Source organism: Kutzneria sp. 744 (assembly GCF_000568255.1).
Lineage (GTDB): Bacteria > Actinomycetota > Actinomycetes > Mycobacteriales > Pseudonocardiaceae > Kutzneria.
The window spans coordinates 6,890,318-6,910,458 of record NZ_KK037166.1 but is presented as its reverse complement, the minus strand read 5'-3'; the positions used below and the strand labels follow the sequence as shown (position 1 = coordinate 6,910,458).

18 protein-coding genes and 3 pseudogenes are annotated in these 20,141 nt (G+C 71.7%); 7 read left to right on the top strand and 14 right to left on the bottom strand.

The features are described from left to right. From KUTG_RS61870 to KUTG_RS31685, 3 genes are all read right to left on the bottom strand, one after another. A partial coding sequence (locus tag KUTG_RS61870) for a Trm112 family protein (RefSeq protein ID WP_198047373.1) occupies window positions 1-146 on the bottom strand: 146 nt, incomplete at its 3' end. A gap of 25 nt (window positions 147-171) precedes the next feature. Continuing rightward, a complete protein-coding gene (locus KUTG_RS31690; RefSeq protein ID WP_043721964.1) occupies window positions 172-1,521 on the bottom strand; it encodes a phosphomannomutase/phosphoglucomutase in 1,350 nt (449 codons plus the stop codon). Window positions 1,522-1,570: 49 nt separating this feature from the next. After that, window positions 1,571-1,942, bottom strand: a complete 372-nt coding sequence (locus KUTG_RS31685; protein ID WP_198047372.1) for a DUF3499 domain-containing protein — start codon at window positions 1,940-1,942, stop codon at window positions 1,571-1,573. 85 nt (window positions 1,943-2,027) lie between these two features. Between KUTG_RS31685 and KUTG_RS31680 the strand changes: the two genes are divergently transcribed. Next, window positions 2,028-2,495, top strand: a complete 468-nt coding sequence (locus KUTG_RS31680) for a metallopeptidase family protein (RefSeq protein WP_043721960.1) — start codon at window positions 2,028-2,030, stop codon at window positions 2,493-2,495. A 5-nt stretch (window positions 2,496-2,500) separates the two neighbouring features. On the opposite strand, the gene KUTG_RS31675 is transcribed toward KUTG_RS31680, so the two are convergent. Both KUTG_RS31675 and KUTG_RS31670 read right to left on the bottom strand, forming a co-directional pair. Beyond that, window positions 2,501-5,836: a glycosyltransferase family 2 protein gene (locus KUTG_RS31675; RefSeq protein ID WP_052395628.1), complete on the bottom strand. Its 3,336-nt coding sequence runs from the start codon at window positions 5,834-5,836 to the stop codon at window positions 2,501-2,503. A 78-nt stretch (window positions 5,837-5,914) separates the two neighbouring features. Then, the gene (locus KUTG_RS31670) at window positions 5,915-6,163 is read right to left on the bottom strand and encodes a WhiB family transcriptional regulator (RefSeq protein WP_198047821.1); all 249 of its coding nucleotides are present in this window, start codon (window positions 6,161-6,163) and stop codon (window positions 5,915-5,917) included. 321 nt (window positions 6,164-6,484) lie between these two features. Here KUTG_RS31670 and KUTG_RS31665 point away from each other — a divergent pair, with 321 nt between their 5' ends. Both KUTG_RS31665 and cofD read left to right on the top strand, forming a co-directional pair. After that, window positions 6,485-7,258, top strand: a complete 774-nt coding sequence (locus KUTG_RS31665) for a site-2 protease family protein (protein WP_157494890.1) — start codon at window positions 6,485-6,487, stop codon at window positions 7,256-7,258. A gap of 34 nt (window positions 7,259-7,292) precedes the next feature. Beyond that, window positions 7,293-8,273 (top strand): 2-phospho-L-lactate transferase, encoded by a 981-nt coding sequence (gene cofD / locus KUTG_RS31660; protein ID WP_043721951.1) that lies wholly within the window; start codon window positions 7,293-7,295, stop codon window positions 8,271-8,273. Between the two features lie 70 nt (window positions 8,274-8,343). Here cofD and KUTG_RS31655 read toward each other — a convergent pair whose 3' ends face one another. Together KUTG_RS31655 and KUTG_RS31650 are read right to left on the bottom strand one after the other, a co-directional pair. Then, entirely contained in the window at window positions 8,344-9,201 is an 858-nt protein-coding gene (locus KUTG_RS31655) for a heme-binding protein (protein WP_043721950.1), read from the bottom strand. A 3-nt stretch (window positions 9,202-9,204) separates the two neighbouring features. Next, window positions 9,205-9,687 carry a hypothetical protein gene (locus KUTG_RS31650; RefSeq protein ID WP_052395627.1) on the bottom strand — a complete coding sequence of 161 codons (483 nt, stop codon included), beginning with the start codon at window positions 9,685-9,687 and terminating at the stop codon, window positions 9,205-9,207. Window positions 9,688-9,934: 247 nt separating this feature from the next. On the opposite strand from KUTG_RS31650, the gene KUTG_RS31645 reads away from it, so the two are divergent. Both KUTG_RS31645 and KUTG_RS31640 read left to right on the top strand, forming a co-directional pair. Beyond that, a complete protein-coding gene (locus KUTG_RS31645; RefSeq protein ID WP_043721947.1) occupies window positions 9,935-11,275 on the top strand; it encodes a coenzyme F420-0:L-glutamate ligase in 1,341 nt (446 codons plus the stop codon). Between the two features lie 73 nt (window positions 11,276-11,348). Further along, window positions 11,349-11,888 (top strand): NUDIX hydrolase, encoded by a 540-nt coding sequence (locus tag KUTG_RS31640; protein WP_043721937.1) that lies wholly within the window; start codon window positions 11,349-11,351, stop codon window positions 11,886-11,888. Here KUTG_RS31640 and KUTG_RS31635 read toward each other — a convergent pair. The 3 genes from KUTG_RS31635 to KUTG_RS31625 are packed head-to-tail and all read right to left on the bottom strand — an operon-like array spanning window position 11,885 to window position 14,816. Beyond that, complete coding sequence (locus KUTG_RS31635) at window positions 11,885-12,793, bottom strand: DNA-3-methyladenine glycosylase family protein (protein ID WP_043721936.1); 909 nt, start codon at window positions 12,791-12,793, stop codon at window positions 11,885-11,887. The two genes, KUTG_RS31640 and KUTG_RS31635, sit on opposite strands and share 4 nt — an antisense overlap. Further along, window positions 12,790-13,719, bottom strand: coding sequence for an AAA family ATPase (locus tag KUTG_RS31630; protein ID WP_043721935.1), 930 nt, complete (start codon window positions 13,717-13,719; stop codon window positions 12,790-12,792). The genes KUTG_RS31635 and KUTG_RS31630 overlap by 4 nt, the downstream gene beginning before the upstream one ends. A gap of 2 nt (window positions 13,720-13,721) precedes the next feature. Continuing rightward, window positions 13,722-14,816 (bottom strand): mannose-1-phosphate guanylyltransferase, encoded by a 1,095-nt coding sequence (locus KUTG_RS31625; protein ID WP_043721933.1) that lies wholly within the window; start codon window positions 14,814-14,816, stop codon window positions 13,722-13,724. 117 nt (window positions 14,817-14,933) lie between these two features. Between KUTG_RS31625 and KUTG_RS54095 the strand changes: the two genes are divergently transcribed. Continuing rightward, the gene (locus KUTG_RS54095) at window positions 14,934-15,527 is read left to right on the top strand and encodes a hypothetical protein (protein WP_052395626.1); all 594 of its coding nucleotides are present in this window, start codon (window positions 14,934-14,936) and stop codon (window positions 15,525-15,527) included. Here KUTG_RS54095 and KUTG_RS31615 read toward each other — a convergent pair. The 3 genes and pseudogenes from KUTG_RS31615 to KUTG_RS31605 all read right to left on the bottom strand — a co-directional run bounded on the left by KUTG_RS31615 (window position 15,493) and on the right by KUTG_RS31605 (window position 18,704). Then, window positions 15,493-16,379 (bottom strand): annotated as a pseudogene (locus KUTG_RS31615) (glycosyltransferase family 2 protein). The gene KUTG_RS54095 and the pseudogene KUTG_RS31615 sit on opposite strands and share 35 nt — an antisense overlap. A gap of 18 nt (window positions 16,380-16,397) precedes the next feature. Then, a complete protein-coding gene (locus tag KUTG_RS31610) occupies window positions 16,398-17,531 on the bottom strand; it encodes a glycosyltransferase family 4 protein (RefSeq protein WP_043731290.1) in 1,134 nt (377 codons plus the stop codon). Between the two features lie 66 nt (window positions 17,532-17,597). Then, on the bottom strand, window positions 17,598-18,704 hold the full coding sequence (locus KUTG_RS31605; RefSeq protein ID WP_043731288.1) for a glycosyltransferase family 4 protein: 1,107 nt from the start codon (window positions 18,702-18,704) through the stop codon (window positions 17,598-17,600). Window positions 18,705-18,734: 30 nt separating this feature from the next. Between KUTG_RS31605 and KUTG_RS31600 the strand changes: the two are divergent. Then, window positions 18,735-19,639 (top strand): annotated as a pseudogene (locus tag KUTG_RS31600) (glycosyltransferase). Here the strand turns inward: KUTG_RS31600 and KUTG_RS31595 are convergent. Beyond that, window positions 19,636-20,141, bottom strand: a pseudogene (locus KUTG_RS31595) (alpha/beta hydrolase); the annotation flags it as partial. The pseudogenes KUTG_RS31600 and KUTG_RS31595 overlap by 4 nt on opposite strands.

Below are 20,141 nucleotides of genomic sequence, written 5' to 3'. Positions count from 1 at the left end.
TCCTGGACGGGGTAGCCGCGTCCGCACTCGGTGCAGGTCAGCATGTCCGCGTCGGCGTCGTCCGGGGTGCCGGTGCGCAGCGGCGCGTGGTCGGGCGACGGGCAGCGCAGGATCTCCAGCAGCTGCGGGTCGAGCTGGACGGCCATCGGGTTCCTCCCTAGCGAAGAAGTCTCAGCGCCGGACGATGGCCAGCACCTCGTCGCGCAGCGCGGCGACCGCGCCCGCGTCGGGTGCCTCCACGTTCAACCGCAGCAGCGGCTCCGTGTTGGAGGCGCGCAGGTTGAACCAGCGGCCGTCGCCGAGGTCGACGGTCATGCCGTCCAGCTCGTCGAAGGTCACGCCGTCGCGGCCGGCGTAGGCGGCGCGCACCGCCTCGGTGGACGCGGCCTGGTCGGCCACGGTCGAGTTGATCTCGCCGGACGCCGCGTACCGGCTGAACTGCGCGGTCAGCTCGGCCAGCGGCCGGTCCTGCTCGCCCAGCGCGGCCAGCACGTGCATCGCGGCCAGCATGCCGGTGTCGGCCCGCCAGAAGTCGCGGAAGTAGTAGTGGGCGGAGTGCTCGCCGCCGAAGATGGCGTCGGTCTCGGCCATGCGCTGCTTGATGAACGAGTGCCCGACGCGGGTGCGCACCGGCTTGCCGCCGTGCTCCTCGACGATCTCCGGCACGCAGCGCGAGGTGATCAGGTTGTGGATGATCGTGGCGCCCGGGTCCTTGGCCAGCTCGCGGGTGGCGACCAGCGCCGTCACCGCGCTCGGCGAGACCGGGTCGCCGGCGGCGTCCACCACGAAGCAGCGGTCGGCGTCGCCGTCGAAGGCCAGCCCGGCGTCCGCGCCCACCTCGACGACCTTGCGCTGCAGATCGACCAGGTTGGCCGGGTCCAGCGGGTTGGCCTCGTGGTTGGGGAAGTTGCCGTCCAGTTCGAAGTACATCGGGACGACCTCGATCGGCAGCCCGGCGAACACCTCGGGCACCGTGTAGCCGCCCATGCCGTTGCCGGCGTCGACGGCGATCTTCAGCGGCCGGATGCCGCCCAGGTCGACCAGTCCGCGCAGGTAGTCGGCGTAGTCGGCGAGCATGTTGCGCTCGCTCACGCTGCCGTGACGGCCGTCGACCGGCGGCACGCCCTGCTGGGCCCACTCGCGGATCTCGGCCAGGCCGCTGTCCTGCCCGACCGGCGCCGCGCCGGCCCGGCACAGCTTGATGCCGTTGTACTTGGCCGGGTTGTGGCTGGCGGTGAACATGGCGCCGGGCAGCTGGAGCTTGCCGGAGGCGAAGTAGAGCATGTCGGTGCTGGCCAGGCCGATGGACACCACGTCGACGCCCTGGCTGGTGACACCGGCGGCGAAGGCCGCGGACAGCTCGGGCGAGGAGTCGCGCATGTCGTGCCCGACCACCACGGACGGGCCGCCGACGAGCTTGGCGAACGCCGCGCCCAGCGCACGGGTGACGGCGGCGTCCAGCTGCTCGCCGACCACCCCACGGATGTCGTAGGCCTTGACGATCGCAGACAGGTCGGGCACGCCTTCTCCCGGGTAGCTCGGATGGGTCGATGCCAGCCTACCGGCGCGTTCAGTCCTCGATCGGGTCGGGCAACACCCGCAGGTGGCCCCGTCGATGGGCCCCCATCGGGTCGATCCGGGTCGGGTCGACCCGGTCCACCGGTCGGTCGGCCCGGCCGGCCTCCCGCACCGCCTCCGCCAGGGCCGTCAGGTCGTCGACCGACGGCTCGGGAGCGGCGAACTCACCCTCATGCCTGACGACCTCCCAGCCGCGGGGCACCGTGAGCCGCATGGCGTGCTCCTCGCACAGGTCGTAACTGTGCGGTTCGGAGTAGGTGGCCAGGGGTCCGACGACCGCGGTGGAGTCCGCATAGGCGTAGGTGAGCGTGGCGACTGCCGGGTTCGTACACCCGGTTCGCGAGCACCGCCTCACGCTCCGCACGATCGCTGACGATAGCGCTTCCCACACTTGGCGGCGTGCAGGCACGCGGGTGACACGCCTCCGCGTACGCTGACTGGCCGTGGTGATGGCCAGAGGATCCAGGCGTCAGGGACGCCGCAGTCGCGACCGGCACGGCCGTGGCCTGCGCGGACCGCTCTATCCGGCGACGCTCCCGGCGGCGCGCAGCCGGGCCGAGCGGTTCGACGCGCTCGTGATCGAGGCGCTCGAGCCGATCGAGGCGCGCTGGCGGACCGAGTTGACCCAGTTGGATGTCGCGGTCGACGACGTGCCGGAGGTGCATGTCGGCCCGGACGACGAGCTGAGCTGGGAGGACGGGGTCGTCGACGACGGCAACGTGCCGCTGGCCCGGCTGGTGCCGGCGGGGGTGGACCGACGCGGAGTGCCCACCCGGGCCCGCATCGTGCTGTACCGCCGGCCGTTGGAGGCGCGGGCCAAGGACGGGGCGGATCTCGCCGATCTTGTGCACGATGTGCTGGTCGAGCAGATCGCCAGCTACCTGGGCCTCGACCCGGACGTCATCGACGGCGACTAAGGCGATTAAGAACTGCCTGAGAGCGTGTTTCGGTGTGCCGGAGAGCGTGACTCGCGGGGGCTTGATGTGCGGCCGGGGATGGCTGTGAGGGCCGTGAAAAGTAGGAAGGCGGCCTGGACCAGGAGCAGGAAGCTGCGCAGGGTGCCGGACTGGTCGACGGTGACGTCGGAGGCGGTGGTGGGCACGGGGACGGCGATCAGGTGCCCCCAGGCCCGCACGGTGGCCACCTGACGGCCGTCGACGGTGGCCCGCCAGCCGGGCTCGTCCTCGGCGGCCAGCACCAGCAGCCGCCCGCTGGGCCCGTCGGACACGCGAACTGCGACATCGGGCGGCGAGGCGTCGACCGGCGCGAGGCCGGGCGCTCCCAACTCGGTCGGCGGCGTGCCGCCGGTGACGGCCTTCTGGGCCTGCTGCGGAGCCAGCAGCACGACGTGGCTGTTGGCCAGCTGCACGCGGACGACCGGCCGGCCGTCGGACATCGGCGGTGACGCGGAGGCCAGGTCGCCGACGGCGTCGTGCAGCCGACCGGCGGCCTCGGCGTCGGGCAGCACGACGTAGCTGACGCCGGCGACCGCGAGCTGGGCGACGGCGGCCTTGGCGGCGTCGTGGTCGGAACCGATCAGCTCGTTGCCGATCCTGTCCAGCCGCTCGGCCGCCCCGGGCACCGGCACGAGGTCGTCGTCGCCGAAGCCGGCGAGGCCGCCGGCGGTCAGCCGGGTGGGTCGTCCGCCATTGGCCAGTTCCAGCACCGTCTCACCGGTCGTGGCCAGCTCGTGGGAGATCGCCGGCACGAACCGCGGATCGCCGCCGGCCCGCAGCGGACCCTGGCGGCCGGCGATCAGCGCGCTCGCGGCCAGCAGCCCGACCACCATCACGGCGGCGCTGATCGACGCGAACCGCAGGTGCGGGATCACCCACACCACCGGGGCCGGCACGCAGGCGCCGAGCACGATCAGCAGCAGGCCGGCGCCGAGCACGAGCATCGGCGCGCCGGTCCAGATCTGGTGGCTCCACAGGAACCCGACCACCACCATGCCGCCGAGGGCGACCGTCATCCCGGGCAGCACGTTTCGGTTCGCGCGCAGCACCGCCGCGCTCACGGCGGCCACCACGACGAACACCCCGACCACCGGCAGGGCCCCTGGGCCACCTGGGTCAAGGGTGACGATCCGGGTCAGCGCCTCCGGGGCGTCCGGCAGCCGCGCGCCGATGCCGTGCAGCAGAACATCGGGGTGCTGCAACACAACCGCCGGCCACGGCAGCAGCAAAGCCAAGGGCAGCAACACGATTCCGAACAGCGCGAGCACACGGCGGTGGCCCGGCACGGCCACGAAGCCGACCAGGATTCCCACCAGGACCAGCAGATGGGTCAGCGGCGAGAAGGCGCCGACCACCGCGAGACCGATGGAGGTGCTGGCCACGGTGGCCACCCACGTGCCGGGGGCGTTGCCCCGCAACAAAGTTGCCGCGCCGGCCAGCACGAGTGGTAGCAGCAGGTGCACCATCACGACGTCCAGCCGGCCCTGCGACACCGCGGTCGCGGCGGCCGGCAGCAAGGCGTACGTGGCGGCGACGAGCGCGCGAATCGGCCTGGCGACACGCATCCGCCGCGTCGCCAGGTACGCCGAGACGCCGGCCAGCGGCAGGTCGCCGAACAGCAGCACGGCCACCGCGGCCTTCGGACCGCCGAGCACCGCGCCGAGACTTCCCAGCACTGCCAACGCGGCCGGGGCCGGGGCGGCGGTGCCGCCGGCGACCGGATGCCACGTCGCGAGGTACGCCGACCAGGTCGCCGCGAGGTCGTGTACCGGCAGCAGCCGGCCGCCGACCAGATCCGTGCCGAGCCGTCCCGCGTTGACGACCACGCCGAGCAGCGAGAGCGCCACAAGCATCCACAGCGCCGGCGACAGCAGCAGCTGCCGGATGACCTCGCCGCGATCGACCTCGACGATCATGAGGTGGGCCAGCGGGTTCGGCTCCTCCTCGTCGCGACGGCGCGGCGACGGCCGTGGGCGCGGGCTCGGCCGCAGGCCCGCCGGCGCCTGGGCCGCGACCGGCACGACCACCGCCGCCGGGCGCCGCAGACCGGCCGGGCCACGCTGCGCGCCACGCAGGGCGCCGGCCGGCAGGCCCTGCGGTCCGACGGGGAGCTTGGCGTTGCGGGCGTCCTCGGGATCCAGCCACGCCGACGGCGGCGCTTCCGCCGTCGGCAGTCGGCCGAGCACCGCGTCGGCCTGGACGCGGCGGCGGACCAGCAGGGCCAGGCCGCTACGGAACGTATTGCGCAACCGTGTGAGCCGGCTGGTGAACAATCCGCGCACACTTTTTTGCCCCGCGACAGAAATCCGCCGACGATCTGCCCGAGCGGACAGCAGGCGGCCCCGGCCGCTCACCAGATAGCGGATCGCGCCGATCTCCGCCCGCGCGTCCGAGCCCCGCCGCAGCAGCAGAAATCCCAGGGCCCTGAGCAGACACAGCAGTATTAGCCGGGGAAGTCCGATCAGGAACGAGAAACGTGCGCAGTTGACCAGGAAGGTGCGCACGCCGTGGGCCCGTTCCACGCCGCGCAGGAACGGCCCGGGCGGCGCGGCCAGCGCGTCGAGGCGGCGCTCGCCGATGCTGGCGGCGCGGACGTGCCGCAGCCGAGCCGTCGGCACGGACAACACCAGGCTACCCGCTTTGTTTGCCCGCCAACCGAAATCGAGATCGTCGGCCAGCATGGGCAGCGCCGGGTCGTAGCCGCCGAGCCGCTCCCACAGCTCACGGGCGATCAGCGAGCCGGCCGAGCTCACCGCCAGGGATTCGGTGCTCTGCTCGAAAAACCGGGGCTGGGCGCTCTCCAGCGCGGAGATGCCGGTCTGCCGATGACCGGATGAGTCCGTGGAGACCCCGGCCGACACCACGATGTTCGGGTCGTTCCAGTCGAGACACAGCGGCCCGAGCACGCCCGCGGCCGGCGACATCTCGGCCGCGGCCAGCAGATCGGCCAGGCAGTCGGGCTCCGGCGCGCTGTCGTCGTGCAGCAGCCACAGCCAGCGGCCAGGATCGCCCCAGCGCTGCACGGCGTGGTCGACGGCGGCCCGGATCGCGTCGCCGTAACCGGTTCCACGCGGCAGTGTGAGCACGCCGTCCAGCACCGGCTTGGCACCGGATGCCGCCTCCGCCAACAACTTCGGCGTCCGGTCACGGGATCCGGTGTCCACCGCGATCACGTGCCGAGGGCGCGGCATCGAGCGCCGCAGCGCGGACAGGGCCAGCCGCAGCCACGGCTCGCCGTCATGGCACACGAGCACCGCGAGCACCGGCGCCGTGCGCAGGACCGGCTGGGCCTTACCGGGCAACTGGCCACTCCCATCGTCGGCGCGTCGAGCACACCGTACGACTGATCATCGGGCCAGCTGCCCGGCGGGTTGAGCCTGCTACGCGGGCCTCTTCTTCAACTTCCGGCGCTCCCGTTCGGACAGCCCGCCCCAGATGCCGAAGCGCTCGTCATGGGCCAGTGCGTACTCGAGACACTCCGAGCGCACCTCGCAGCCCTGACAGATCCGCTTGGCCTCGCGGGTGGAGCCGCCCTTCTCGGGGAAGAACGCCTCGGGATCGGTCTGCGCGCACAGGGCGCGCTCCTGCCACTCCTGCTCTTCGTCCTCGTCGAACACCCCGTCCAGCACCGTGAAATCCCTCTCACCGGATTCCAGCAGGCTGAACTCGCGCGCGGGCGCGCCGATGCCGACGATCTCGGCCGCTTCCACGACGCGGCCTCCTTCTATTTCCATGTCCGTCCGCCTCCTCGCCTTCCGCACTCCCCGGTTGGCGGACACCACCCACCGCCCCCTCGACGGTGAATGACACCAATGTGATTACACCCGTGTCGTTGCAAGGGGTCAAGCGAAGTACTTACGTCGGGGGACACCGTCACGCAGGGCGAACAGGCGTTGCCACCTGGTCATACCGGACGCGGTCACCCACCGCCACCGGGCACACTGGTGACTGTGAACCGATCATCGGTGCGACCGAGCCCCCTGTTCCTCGGCCTGCTGGGCATGACAGTCATCGGTGCGGTGCTGTGCGCGCTGCCGACGGCCACCCAGGTGTACAGCAACAGCTGGCTGCTCACCGTGGGCGTCGTGCTCTTCGTCATCGGCGGCTGGGTTGTTTCCCTGTGCCTGCACGAGTTCGGCCACGCGATCGTGGCCTTCCGCGGCGGCGACCACGAGGTCGCGGCGCGCGGCTACCTCACCCTCGACCCCCGCCGCTACACCGATCCAGTGATGAGCATCCTGCTGCCCCTGATCTATCTGATCATCGGAGGTATCCCGCTGCCGGGCGGGGCCGTGCTCATCAATCACTGGGCGCTGCGGTCGAAACCTGTGGAATCTCTGGTCTCCTTCGCCGGCCCCCTGTTCAACCTGCTGATCGGCCTCGTGCTCAACGTGGTCGTGCTGGCCGCGCCGCTGCCGGCCGGCCTGCAGATCGCCTTCTCCTACCTGGCCTTCCTGCAGGTGTTCACCTTCTTCTTCAACATCCTGCCGGTGCCGGGATTCGACGGCTTCGGCGTGATCGCGCCGTGGCTGTCGCGCGAGGCGCAGGCCGTCGCCGTGCGGGTGCGGCCGTGGGCGCCGCTGGTGTTGTTCGCCTTGATCATCGCGGTGCGTCCGGTGAGCGCCGTGTTCTTCACCATCGGCCGCGCGCTGTTCGGCCTGGTCGGTGGTGACATGGATCTCGCGAGCCTCGGCGACTACTTCTTCCGCTTCTGGTCTCGCTGAAGTTTCACCCGCAAGCGTGAAAGGATTGCGCCCTGTGAAGGTCGTGGTGTTGGTCGGCGGTGTCGGTGGGGCGCGGTTCCTCCTCGGTGTGAAGGCGGCCCTGAAGAAGGCGGCGCTGCCCGAAGGGGCAGAGATCACCGCATTGGTGAACACGGGCGACGATGTGTGGCTGCACGGCCTGCGCATCTGCCCGGACCTGGACACCTGCATGTACACGCTCGGCGGTGGCATCGACACCGAGCGCGGATGGGGCCTGTCCGGGGAGACCTGGCGGGTCAAGGAGGAGCTGGCCGCCTACGGGGCCGAGGCACCGTGGTTCGGGCTGGGCGACCGGGACATCGCCACACACCTGGTGCGGACCCGCATGCTGCGCGCCGGATATCCGCTGTCCGCGGTCACGGAGGCGCTGAGCGCGCGCTGGGAGCCCGGCGTGCGGCTGCTGCCGATGACCGACGACCAGGTGGAGACGCACGTCGTGGTGGACGTGCCGGGCTCGGAGGACGAGCGGCGCGCGATCCACTTCCAGGAGTGGTGGATCCGGTACCACGCCGAACTGCCGGCGCACTCGATCGTGCCGATCGGCGCGGACGAGGCCAAGCCGGCGCCGGGCGTGCTGGAGGCCATCGCCGGCGCGGACGCGGTGCTGTTCGCGCCGTCCAATCCCGTGGTCAGCGTCGGCACCGTGCTGTCGATCCCCGGCGTCCGCGAGGCCATTCGCGCCACTTCGGCCGGCGTGGTCGGCGTCTCGCCGATCATCGGCAACGCCCCGGTGCGGGGCATGGCCGACGCCTGCCTGACCGCGATCGGAGTGGAGACCAGCGCCGAGGCCGTCGGCCGGCACTACGGCTCGCGTAAGGCGGACGGCGTGTTGGACGGCTGGCTGATCGCGCCGGAGGACAAGGCAGACGTGGACGGCGTCTCCGTGCGCAACGTGCCGCTGCTGATGTCCGATGTGGACGCCACCGCCGACATGGTCCGCGCCGCGTTGGACCTGGCGGGCGTGTCCCTGGGTTGACCCTGGGTTGACGTGACCGTGCGCGGCGGCCCCGGTGTCGATCTTCTGGCGAGCCGCCGCGCACGGGCGTCTACTGCTTGACCAGCGTGGCCACCTGAATGTGCGGCCAGTTGATGCCCAGGAAGTCGAGCGTCACCTGCTGGGTGTACTGGAGCTGCATGAACGTGCTGCCGTCGTCGGACTGCACCTTCTCGATCCAGAAGATCGCGCTCATGGCCACCGCGTTGGCGTTCTTGACGACGAACGGGATGTTCTGGATGCCGCCGGTGACCCCGCCGACGTCGGTGGTGGTGCTGATGATCAGCACCGTGGTCTCGACGATCTTCTGCTTGCTGATGGCCTCGGTCAGCACCACGTTCGGATTGGCGATCGCCCCGGCGTCGATGCCGGGCGGCGGCGGCGTCGTGGTGAACGGGTCCAGATAGGCGCCGGTCAGCTTCTGGCCGGCGTTGGGGCCGGTGGAGAACGTCGGCGTGGAATCGACCGGGTCGATCAGCGGCGGCCCCTCCACGGTCAGCGACGAGCCCTGCGCCAGCAGCGCGTCGCCGTGCGGAATGGTGGCCATGCGGACCACGCTGGCCGGCGCGGCCGGATCGGTGGTCGCCGGAATGTTCAGCCACATCCCCGGTTCCAGGTGCAGCGCCCCGTTGGTCGCCGCGTCGCTGACCTGCTGGAGATAGTGCACGCCCAGGAAGAAGATGTCGTCCTGGCCGCTGCCCCGGTTCGGGATCGGCGAGCCGATCGGCGTGAACGACAACGTCTCCCTGGTCGCGTTGAGCTCCAGGAAGAACGGCTTGTTGTCGTGCTGGTCGGGCCGCGAGATCAGGTTGAAGCCATTGCCGACCCAGGTGCCCGGCAGCTCCAGCAGCGGACCCAGGTCGGGCCCGGCCTGGGCGACGGGCGCACTCGCCCGGAAAACAGTAGCCATTGTTCACAACCCCCGTGTGTTGGTGCGTACCCGCGCCATGACGACAAAGCAGGCGGCGAGCAGAATGATGTCCTTCAGCACGTACTGACCGGCCAGCGTCGGCGCGTGGTCCGGCCCGCTGAACAACTCCGCCGGAAACAGCAGCAGCGGCGACAGAATCGCGATCGCCCACGCCGTGAGCGGATACACGAGCAGCCGCAGCCCCCGTCCGGTGATCAACGACAGGCCGAGCAGGCACTCGACCGTGGCCAGCGCCGGCAGCGCCACCTGGTCCGGGACCAGGCCGAACGTCAGGATCCGGTTGGCGTGCAGGACCAGGTCCTGGGCCGGGCTGATCCCCGAGAAATACTTCAGAAAACCGAATCCGAAGATCACCAGTCCCAGCGTGATACGGAGCAGCGGAAAGCTGTACCGGTCCAGCCAGCCGTCCACCCTCACCCGCTGCGGCGACGGCCCCGGTTTTGTCGCACTACGAAGTTCCCCCATCGGAATTCCCCCTTGTCCCCCGACACCAGAGAAGACGTGCGAGGGAACCTCACAGATGCACGTCGTCGCCCTCTTCACACTTTCGTGCATTTCGTGGCGAGCGTGCCGACCGGCGAGTAGACTGCTTTCTTTTCACCAACCACCGCGGATGTGGGCAGCGCCTCGGGCGGCGGCGTGGGAGGGCGTGGCAGGATACGGCCGTGAGCATCGCTGGCGTATTACACGATCACCGAGCCGGGAGCCGACGTTGACCGATCACGCCGAGGGTTCCGTCGAGCTGCTGCCGGTGCCCGGGCTGCCCGAGTTCCGTCCTGGCGACGACCTGACCGCGGCCGTCGCCTCGGCCGCACCGTGGCTGCGCGACGGGGACGTCCTGGTGGTCACCAGCAAGATCGTGTCCAAAGTGGAGGGTCAGCTGGTGCCCGCGCCGGACGACCTCGCCGAGCGCGAGGCCCGGCGGCGTGAGCTGGTCGTCTCCGAGTCGGTGCGGGTGCTCGCCCGTGTGAAGAACACGCTGATCACGCAGAACCGGCTGGGCATCGTGCAGGCCGCGTCGGGCGTGGACAACTCCAACGTGTCGCAGGCCGAGATCGCGCTGCTGCCGCTCGACCCGGACGCCTCGGCCCGCAAGCTGCGGTCGGAGCTGCGCGACCGGCTCGGGGTCGACGTGGCCGTGGTCATCACCGACACCATGGGCCGGGCCTGGCGGGTCGGGCAGACCGACGCCGCGATCGGCGCCGCCGGGCTACCGGTGATCCGCAGCTACGCCGGTGAGGTCGACAACCAGGGCAACGAGCTCGTGGTCACCGAGGTCGCCATCGCCGACGAGATCGCCGCCGCGGGAGACCTCGTCAAGGGCAAGCTCGGCGCGGTGCCGGTCGCCGTGGTGCGCGGACTGTCCTTGACGGACAACGGATCCAGCGCGCGTGACCTCAACCGTCCGGTCGAGGAAGACCTGTTCCGCCTGGGCACCAACGAGTCCATCGCGCAGGGGCGGCGGGAAGCCGTGCTGCTGCGGCGTTCCGTGCGCGCCTTCTCCGGCGAGCCGGTGGACGAGGACGTGCTGCGGCGGGCCATCGGCGTCGGCCTGACCGCGCCGGCCCCGCATCACACCCGTCCCGTGCGGTTCGTGTGGGTGCGGGACCGGTCCCGGCGGACCAAGCTGCTGGAGGCCATGCGCGACCAGTGGCGGGCCGATCTCCGGGCCGACGGCTGGGACGAGGCCCGCATCGAGCGTCGCGTCGCCCGTGGCGACCTGCTGTGGGGCGCCACCGAGCTGGTGCTGCCGTTCATGGTCATGGACGGCGCGCACGACTACCCCGACCCGGCGCGGCAGGCCGCCGAGCGCACCATGTTCACCGTGGCCGGCGGGGCCGCCGTGCAGGGCCTGCTGGTCGCCCTGGCCGCCGAGGACCTGGCTTCGTGCTGGGTGTCGTCGACCATCTTCTGCCCCGACATCGTGCGGGCCGTGCTCGACCTGCCGGCCGACTGGTCCCCGCTCGGCGCCGTCGCCGTCGGGCATCCGGCCGACGGCGTCTCCGGGCCCCGCCCGCCCGCGCCGACCGAACTGGGATTGGTGGAGCTGTGACCGAGCTTGCGAGGGCACCTATGGGCACAGGAGCCCGGGCCGCAGACCCGGCGAGCGCTAGCGAGGTGGGGCTGTGAGCCTCCATGCCGACGCCGTGTCGACATTGACCCGGTGGCAGACCGCCTCGGAGCCGCAGGAGGCTTTGCGGCAGGCGTTCCTGGGCTTCCTGGCCGCCCGCGAGGACGCCTGCCAGCGGTCGTGCGAGCCCGGGCACATCACCGCCTCCGCCCTCGTGCTCGACGCCACCGCGGAGAACGTGCTGCTGACCCTGCACCCTCGGGTCGGGCGGTGGCTCCAGCTCGGCGGCCACTGCGAGCCTTCTGACGCCACCTTGGTCGACGCCGCCCTGCGCGAGGCCACCGAGGAGTCCGGGATCCGGGGCCTGCGCATCGAGCCCACGCCCCTGCACGTCGACGTGCATGGCATCACCTGCTCGCTCGGCAAGCCCACCCGGCACTTCGACGTCCGGTTCCTCGTGCGGGCCCCCGTCGGGGCCAAGCCCGTGCGCAGCGCCGAGTCCGTCGACCTCCAGTGGTGGCCCGTCGAGGCGCTGCCGTCCAACGTCGACACCGTGCCCGAGCTCGTCGACCTGGCCCTGTCCCGGTACCGCTAGATGGCCCGGTAGTCCCTGGCTGAGAACCTCGGGGCGAACCGGGGCTTCCTCAGTGCTGGATTTTCTTGGCCAGACGCCTCGATGTAGCGGACCGCGCGCTGGCGCTGCGGCCGGTACGGCTCAAGCACTTCGAGCATGCCGTCGTCGTCCAGCGCGTGGCCCACCAGGGCCCAGCCCACCACGCTCGGGATGTGGAAGTCGCCCACGCTCACCTCGTCCGGATCTCCCCAGACGCGCTGCGCCACCTCCGCCGTCGTCCACACCCCGATGCCCGGGATCAGCCGCAGCTTCTCCTTGCTCGTCAAGGCATGCGCGGCCGCCGCCGCGTTCAGCAGGGTCCGTCGGCGCTGCCCGTCCACCCCCGCCTTGTGCCACTCCCAGTCCTTCACCGCCAGGATCGCCCTCGGCGTCGGCGGCACCCTCATCCCCAGCGGCGCCGGCCCCGGCGCCGTCGTCCCGTGCCTACGACACAGATCCCGCCAGGACCTCCGCGCCTCGTAGCCCGTGACCTTCTGCTCCAGGATCGCCGGCACCAGGCTGTCCCACACCCGCCCCGTCTTCCCCAGCCGCAGCCCCGGATTCCGCCGCTTCGTCTCCCTGATCAGCTCGTGGTGCGCCTCGAACCCCTCCGGCTCGTCCTCGGCACCCAGCAGCCTCGGCACCCCGTCCAGGAGCTCCTCCGCCCCTTCCCCCCACGCCTGCGCCACCACCGCGCCGTCCCGCCTCGCCAGCCGCAGCGACCCCGGCCCCTGGGCGCCGTTCCCCGTCAGCCACACCGCCCCGTCCGCCCCGACCTGGAACGCTGGATCCCCCGCCCCACGGCGCAACGGCCCCACCACCGCGCCGATGTCCAGCGGGTAGTCGGGCGTCCAGCGCCGGGTCAGCCCTTCGACGGCAGCGGTCATCCGACACCCGCCGGCCAGAGCCAATCAGTCCTCAGCAGCGCCCCCGCCGTGAAGAGTGACTCCCGCAACGACGTCTCGCCCGCGAACCCGAGCGGACCGACAACGGTGCTCCCATCCGACCGTCGAGCCGCCCGGATGGCGCTGCTGTCGAGACCAGGCACATCAAGCAGGTCCGCGCTGTGGGTGGTGACGAACACCTGGCGCCGGTCGGCGCCGTCGCGCAGCGCATCCATGAGCGCCCCGACGGCCGCCGGGTGCAGGCCCTTTTCGGGGTTCTCGACCGCCACCGGCGCCGTCCCGTCGAACAGCGCGACGAACACGCCCACCGCATGGAGGGTCCCGTTCGACAGAGATCTGGCGTCGAACTCGGCGGCCGACACGCCTTCGGCGACGACGACCCTCAGATAGTCCTCGGCACGCCGATTGTTTTCGGGAGTCTCCCGCTCGATCCTGGCCAGCACGGCGGAGATGGTGGAGCCGTCCGGCGACAGCTGATCGTCTTCTGCCGGGGAGCTCGTACCCCTCATCCGGTCCGGCACGAGAGTGAACACCCGCAGTCGCGCCAGCGCCTCGGCAACATCCGGCGTGGGCCGGATCTCCTCTCGCAGCCGGCAACCGCCGTCGCCGAGCGGCGTCAGGACGATTCCGTACGACTGCAACCGATCGCCGAGGCGGACCTCGAGAGTGATCTCGACTTCGCTGTCCCCGAAACGGCTCACGCGGCCGAATCCGCCGCGTTCCTGGATGGCGTTCTCCAGGTTGGTGTTGAGGGCGTCCGCGACGAACTGGAGGGCGTCGAGGAAGTTGCTCTTGCCGGAGCCGTTGGGGCCTACGAGCAGGGTGAGCGGGCCGAGTTCGACATCACACGACTCGATGCTCTTGTAGTTGCGGAGGCGGACCCGCGTGATGTCGAACCGGGGGGCCATGGCTAGGCGTCCGTGGAGAAGCGGACGGCGGTGTCGGGGAGGTGGATGCCGGGCCAGACACGGGCGCCGTGGAGGAGCTCGTTGTGGGAGCCGACGACGGCGTCGTCGCCGATGACGACGTCGCGCAGGGTGGTGTGGGAGCCGACGACGGCACGGGCGCCGATGAGGGAGCTGGAGACGGTGGCGCCGGCGCGGATGACGGAGCCGTCGAACAGGACGGAGCCGTCGACGACGGCGCCGGCTTCGACGACGCAGCCGGCGCCGATGGTGGAGCCGCCGGTGATCTTGGCGGAGGGGTCGACGACGGCGCCGGGCAGGACGATGGCCTCACCGGGAGCGCCGGGGAGCGCCGCCGAGGGGGCGATGCCACGGACGAGGTCGGCGGAGCCCTGGACGAAAGCGCCGGGGGTGCCGAGGTCGAGCCAGTACGAGGAGTCGACGTGTCCCTGGAGACGGTGGCCGGAGGCCAACAGGTCGGGGAAGGTCTCCCGCTCGACGGAGACGCGACGACCGGTGGGGATGGTCATCAGGGCCTCGCGGCGGAAGACGTAGCAGCCGGCGTTGATCTGGTCGGTCGGCGGGTTCTCGGTCTTCTCCAGGAACGCGGTGACCCGGCCGTCGGCGTCGGTGGGCACGCAGCCGAAGGCCCGGGGATCGGGAACCTTCACGAGGTGCAGGGTGACGTCGGCGTTGTTGTCACGGTGCGTCCCCACGACACCGGCCAGATCGACGCCGGAGAGGATGTCGCCGTTGAAGACCATGACGTCGTTCTCACGGAGCCGGTCGCCGACGTTGCGGATGCCGCCGCCGGTGTCGAGGGGCTCGGACTCGACGACGTACTCCAGCTCCAGCCCGAGGCGGGAGCCGTCGCCGAAGTACTCGGCGAACACCTCGGCCTTGTACGAGGTGCCGAGGACGACGTGGGTGACGCCGACGGCCCGGATCCGGGACAGCAGGTGCGTCAGGAACGGCACCCCCGCGGTGGGCAGCATGGGCTTGGGCGCCGACAGTGTCAGCGGACGGAGTCTGGTGCCCTTGCCGCCGACGAGCACAACGGCGTCGACCCCACTGACCTGCTGTCCGACGCTGGACGACATGCCGGGTTTCCTCCTCCACTGACGCGGGTGCGACCGAGGGAATACTCTTGCACGTGGCGGATCGACCGGGCATCGGACCCGGTGGCCGGCACGCCGGACTAGGGAAGAGGTCGGGAGATGGACCCCCGCGACCGGGCCGACGCAGCACTCGCCCGCGCCAGTGCCCGAAACCGGTGGGCGGTGACGCCGGACAACGCGACGTCGCCGATGGATGCCAAGCCCACGGTGCAGATTCCGCGGGTGGTGGTGAACGCGGCCGATCCCCGCGAGCAGGACCCGGACACGACGATCACGCTGCCCAGCGCGGTCGCTGCGGGGAAGGTCCCGGTGCCGCCTCAACAGCAGGGCCAGGTCCACCAGTCCCAGCCGCTCCCGCATGTCCAGCAGACGCAGCAGGTCCCGGCGACGCAGCAGTCGCAGCCGCTCCCCACGGTCCAGCAGTCCCAGCCGTTGCCGTACGTCCAGCAGTCGCAACCGCTGCCTCACGTCCAGCAGTCGCAGCCACTGCCCCACGTGCAGCCGACCCAGCAGCTGCACCCGCAGCAGCAACAGCAGCAGGGTCAGCAACAGCAGCAGGGTCAGCGGCCGGACTCGGAGCAGCCGACCAAGCAGCTGCCGGGCATCATCCCGACGACCCCGCAGAACCAGGGCCGCCGCATCTCGCTGACCGACCGCCTCAGTGGGGCGCTGCCGGAGACCGACCAGCCCTGAGCTCCAGCTTCAGCCGCAGCGCGAGACCGGCCCGGATGGCCAGCCGCAGCGGCGCGGCCCACGGCCCACGGTTGCGCTCGGACAGGTACTTGTACGCGCTGGTGTGGTGCGCGGCCAGCATCCGCTCGGAGGCCCGCGCGGTGGCGTGGCCGCCGAGGTGCACGACCTCGGCCGACGGCACGTACACGTTGAGCCAGCCGGCGCGGCCGAGCCGGTCGCCGAGGTCGACGTCCTCGAAGTACATGAAGTAGCTGGAGTCGAAGCCGTCGACGGAGTCGAACGCGGTGCGGCGCATCAGCAGGCACGACCCGGACAGCCAGCCGGCGGGGCGCTCGGTGACGGAGGTGGTCTGCTGCCGGTACTCGCGGGTCCACGGGTTGCCGGGCCACACCTTGCCGAACACGGCGTGCCCAAGCCCCTTGCCGATCGACGGCAGCAGCCGAGCGGACGGGTAGACGACGCCGTCGGGCTCGCGGATCAGCGGACCGAACGAGCCGCCACGGGGCCACCGTGAGGCAGCCTCGATGAGCGTGTCGAGGGAGCCGGCGCCCCACTCGATGTCCGGGTTCACGACGGCGACCCAGCCGACGTCGTCGGGCAGCTCGGCCACGCCCCGGTTGGCGGCGCCGCCGTAGCCGATGTTGCCGCCGGTGCGCACGAGGCGGACCTCGTCCCGCTCGGCGGCGGCCTTCTCGGGCGCGCCGTCGGTGGAGCCGTTGTCCGCGAGGATCCGGTGACGGTGCGCGTGCTGGCCTTGGCCAGCGTGTCGAGGAACCGGTCGAGCACCTCACCGGGCGAGTAGGTGATGGTCACGACCGCTACTTCGTCGCCGTAGGTCTTCGAAAAAAGAATGCGTCACGCCGGATGAGACTAGTGGCGGGCGCGGCGGGCGAGCACAGCCGCCCGTCCGTAGGCCTCCCGGTGCAGGGTGGCGGACGCCGTCCACGAGAACTCCTTGGCCCGCAGCTGGGCCGCCGCGGCCAAGGTGGACCGACGCGCGGGGTCGTCGAGCAGCTCGGTGAGCCCGGCGGCGATGTCGCCCGCGCCGACGCCGCAGTAGGCCACAGTGTCGCCGCCGACCTCGGGCAGGCTCAGGCGCCGCGTGGTGAGCACGCACGCGCCGCTGGCCATGGCCTCCAGCACCGGCAGCCCGAAGCCCTCGCCGAGGCTGGGGTAGGCCACGACGACCGCGCCGCCGAGGAAGCCGGACAGCTGCTCGAACGGCAGGTAGCCGGCGCGGATGACGCGAATGCGGTGCGGCACGGCGTCGAGGGCGCTCTCCACCTGCGTGTCCCAGCCCGGCTGCCCCGCGAGCACGAGAGCGGGCGGGTCCGTGCGCCCCTGGCCGGCGCGGGCGAAGCCGCGGATGAGCGCGGGCACGTTCTTGCGGGGCTCCAGCGCGCCGAGGAACGCCACGTACAGGGTGTCCTGGAGGTTGAGGGCCTTGCGCACGGCCGTGACCTCCTCGGGCGACGGCGGGTGGAACCGCTCGCCCTCCACGCCGTGGTGCGCGACCTGCAACAGGCGACGGTCGGCGTTGGCCACGCGCGTGAGCTCGTTGGCGGTCGCACGGCTGGGCACGATGCACACGGTGGCGCGGGCCAGGGACGCACGCGTCCACGCGCGGAAGAAGCGGGCCTTCACCGAGGAGTGCAGCGACGGGTCGGTGAAAAAGGTGGCGTCGTGCAGCGTGACGACGGAGCCGACGGGGCTGGTCATGGGCATCGTGTAGTGCGGCGAGTGCACGACGTCGACCCCGAGCGCCCGCGCGAGCCGAGGCAGGCCGCTCTGCTCCCACACCAACCGCGCGGTGCGCGCGGCGACGGACTCCGGCGCGGGCACGATCCGCGCGCGCGGCGCCAACAGCCCGTAGAGGGCGGCGTCACGTGGCTGGCAGACGACGCTCAGTCTGGCGCCGTCGGCGTCCAACGCGGCCGTCAGCGAGTCGACGTACCGTCCGACGCCGCCACGGTCGGCCGGCACGGCGGTGGCATCGATCAGCACGCTGGGGTCGAGATGGGGCACCGGAGCAGGGTACGGCGGCCCGGATGGTCATTGCCGACGAATGGACTAACCGAGCGTGCCCAGTCCCAGGTGCACGCCCCAGACCGCCTCGGCGGCCGCGCGCCAGGTGAATCCGGCCGCCCGGGCCCGTCCACGGGCGACGGCGGCCCGAGCGGCCGCCGGGTCGTCGACTACCGTGCGCAACGCCGCGACCAGCGAATTCGGGTCGCCACGGCGGGCGACGAAGCCGGCACCGTCGGCCACCTCGACCAGGGCCGGCGCGTCCGAGTGGACCACCGGCACGCCCACTGCCATGGCCTCCAGCAGGGGCATGCCGAAACCCTCGGCCAGGCTTGGGGCGGCCAGCACGGTGGCCCGGCGCAACACGACGGCCAGCTCGGCGTCGGTCAACGGACCCAGAGATCTCACCCGTTCGGAGGAAACGTCGACCTGGCCCCAGCCGGTCGCGCCGACCAGCAGCACGGGCAGATCGGGCGCTTCGGGCAGCCCCATGGCGGCGATCAGCACGTCGATGCCCTTGCGCGGCTCCAGGGTGCCGACCGCGAGCACGTATCGCGGCGGCAGCGCGAGCCGCTGGGCCACGGCGTCGGCAGCAGTGTTGTCAGAGGCGTCCGCCGGCTCCACGGCGAGCGCGGCGGGGACGCCGTGCCCGATCACATGCACGTTCGCGGAGCCGGAGGCGTGCTCGGCCAGCTCCTTGGCCACGGCCTCGGTCGGCACGACGACCGCACCGGCCTTGTGCATGAGCCTCGACACCATTGTGCGGTGCCACTGCGCGCCGTGCGGCGTGAGCGTCTCCGGGTGCGTCCACGGCACGGCGTCGTGCACCGTGGCCACGAGCGTGCGCCCGCGCTTCACCACCGTCGGCGACAGCGGTGTCGGTGCGTGCACGGCGTCACCGCCGGGCCACAGCGGCACACCGCGCTGCCACAGGCGGGCCAGAACCGGCCGTGGCACCGGCAGCATGCGCGGCCCCTCCACGCCCTCGATCCGCGCCGCCGAGGGGTCCGCGCAGCGCGCCACGACGCCGGTGACGGTCCAGCCGTCGGGGGCGGTCGCGGCCAGCGCGGCGGCGAGTTCCCTGGTGTAGCGGCCGGTGCCGCCGGGCACGGGCGCGAGCAGCTGATCGGTCAGCACCACGAGTTCGGGCACGCCCAAGGGTGACATGTACCGTCTGCGGCCGTGGCTGAAGCCCGTTCGACCGTCGTGGTGGTGACCTGGCGCGGCCGGGCGCACGTCCGTGAGTGCCTGGACGCCCTCGCCGCGCAGGACCGCGTCGCGAAGATGCTGGTCGTGGACAACGCCTCCGACGACGGCACGGCCGACCTGCTGACCGGTCACGATGTGCTGCGACTGCCACGCAATCGTGGCTACGCGGGGGCATTGGCGGCGGCGCTGCCGCGCGTGGACACGGAGTTCGTGGCGTGGCTCAACGATGACGCCGCGCCGGTGTCGTCGTGGATCGCCACGCTGGAGGACGCACTAGACCGCCACGGCGATGCCGCGGCGGTCACGTCGTCTCTGGAGCTGCCGGACGGTTCCGTGCAGTCGGTGGGCGTGCGATTGACGGCCGACGGTCACGGTGCCGACACCGCGTTGGCCGGACGCGAGGTGTTCGGCTTCTGCGGCGGCGCAGTGCTGATGCGCACGGCGGCGCTGCGGTCGGTCGGCGGTGTGCCGGCGGGTTTCTTCTGTTACTACGAGGACACCGACACGTCGTGGCGGCTGCGGCTACGCGGCTGGCGGGTGATTTCCGTGCCGGCGCGGGTGGTGCACCGGCCGGGGCGAGCAGTCGACTCGGCTCCTCGAAGTTCCACCACTGGAACGAGCGCAACCGCCTGCTGATGCTCGTGCGCTGCGCCCCGCTCCTGGTGGCGCTGGAGCAGCTGGCCCGGTTCGTGGCGATCACGGCGGCGCTGCCGTTCCGGAGGCCCCTGCCGGCGAAGAACTTCCGGGTGTCGCTGCGGTTGGGCGTGCTGGCCGACGTCGCCTGGCGGCTGCCGGCGGCGCTGGTGGCCCGGGCCCGGATCTCCGCCACGGCAACGGTTCGCCGTCGCGAGCTGTGGCGCACCTGGGCCGGCCGCTAGCACAGCGAGTCCAGGATCGCCGCCACCTCGACCGCCTTGGTCATCACGCCGAAGTGGGACGCCGCCACGTCGTGCACGTCGAACCGGCCGGCGTCGCTGATCATCCGGTCCTGCAACGCCAGCGGGATCGCCCGGTCCTGCGTGAACCGCACGTAGGTGCGCGGCACCCGGCCGCCGGTCGATGGCTGGAGCGAGCAGTCGGACAGGCTCACCCCGTACGGCTCGTCCGGCTGCAACCCGCCGATCGCCGCCCGCAGCTGCGCGTCCGTGCCGTCCGCCATGTACGCCTCACGCAGCATCGCCAACACGACCGGATCGTTGGTACGCCAGTTGAACCGGTTGGCCAGCACTACCGCGCCGTCAGCGGTCGGCGGGAACTTCAGCATCAGGCTGTCGGCGTTTTCCTTGCTCTGGAACGCTTCCACCACTGTCTTCAACACCGTGCAGCAGTACCCGGACACGTACACCGCCCGCCGCACCAGATGCGGGACGGCGTTGCACA

Bases quoted from the DNA above. Each gene is read 5' to 3' on its own strand.
- KUTG_RS54095 (WP_052395626.1), top strand. From the start codon at position 14,934: ATGGACCCCCGCGACCGGGCCGACGCAGCACTCGCCCGCGCCAGTGCC.
- KUTG_RS31625 (WP_043721933.1), bottom strand. From the start codon at position 14,816: ATGTCGTCCAGCGTCGGACAGCAGGTCAGTGGGGTCGACGCCGTTGTG.
- KUTG_RS31650 (WP_052395627.1), bottom strand. From the start codon at position 9,687: ATGGGGGAACTTCGTAGTGCGACAAAACCGGGGCCGTCGCCGCAGCGG.
- KUTG_RS31630 (WP_043721935.1), bottom strand. From the start codon at position 13,719: ATGGCCCCCCGGTTCGACATCACGCGGGTCCGCCTCCGCAACTACAAG.
- KUTG_RS31680 (WP_043721960.1), top strand. From the start codon at position 2,028: ATGGCCAGAGGATCCAGGCGTCAGGGACGCCGCAGTCGCGACCGGCAC.
- KUTG_RS31635 (WP_043721936.1), bottom strand. From the start codon at position 12,793: ATGACCGCTGCCGTCGAAGGGCTGACCCGGCGCTGGACGCCCGACTAC.
- KUTG_RS31655 (WP_043721950.1), bottom strand. From the start codon at position 9,201: ATGGCTACTGTTTTCCGGGCGAGTGCGCCCGTCGCCCAGGCCGGGCCC.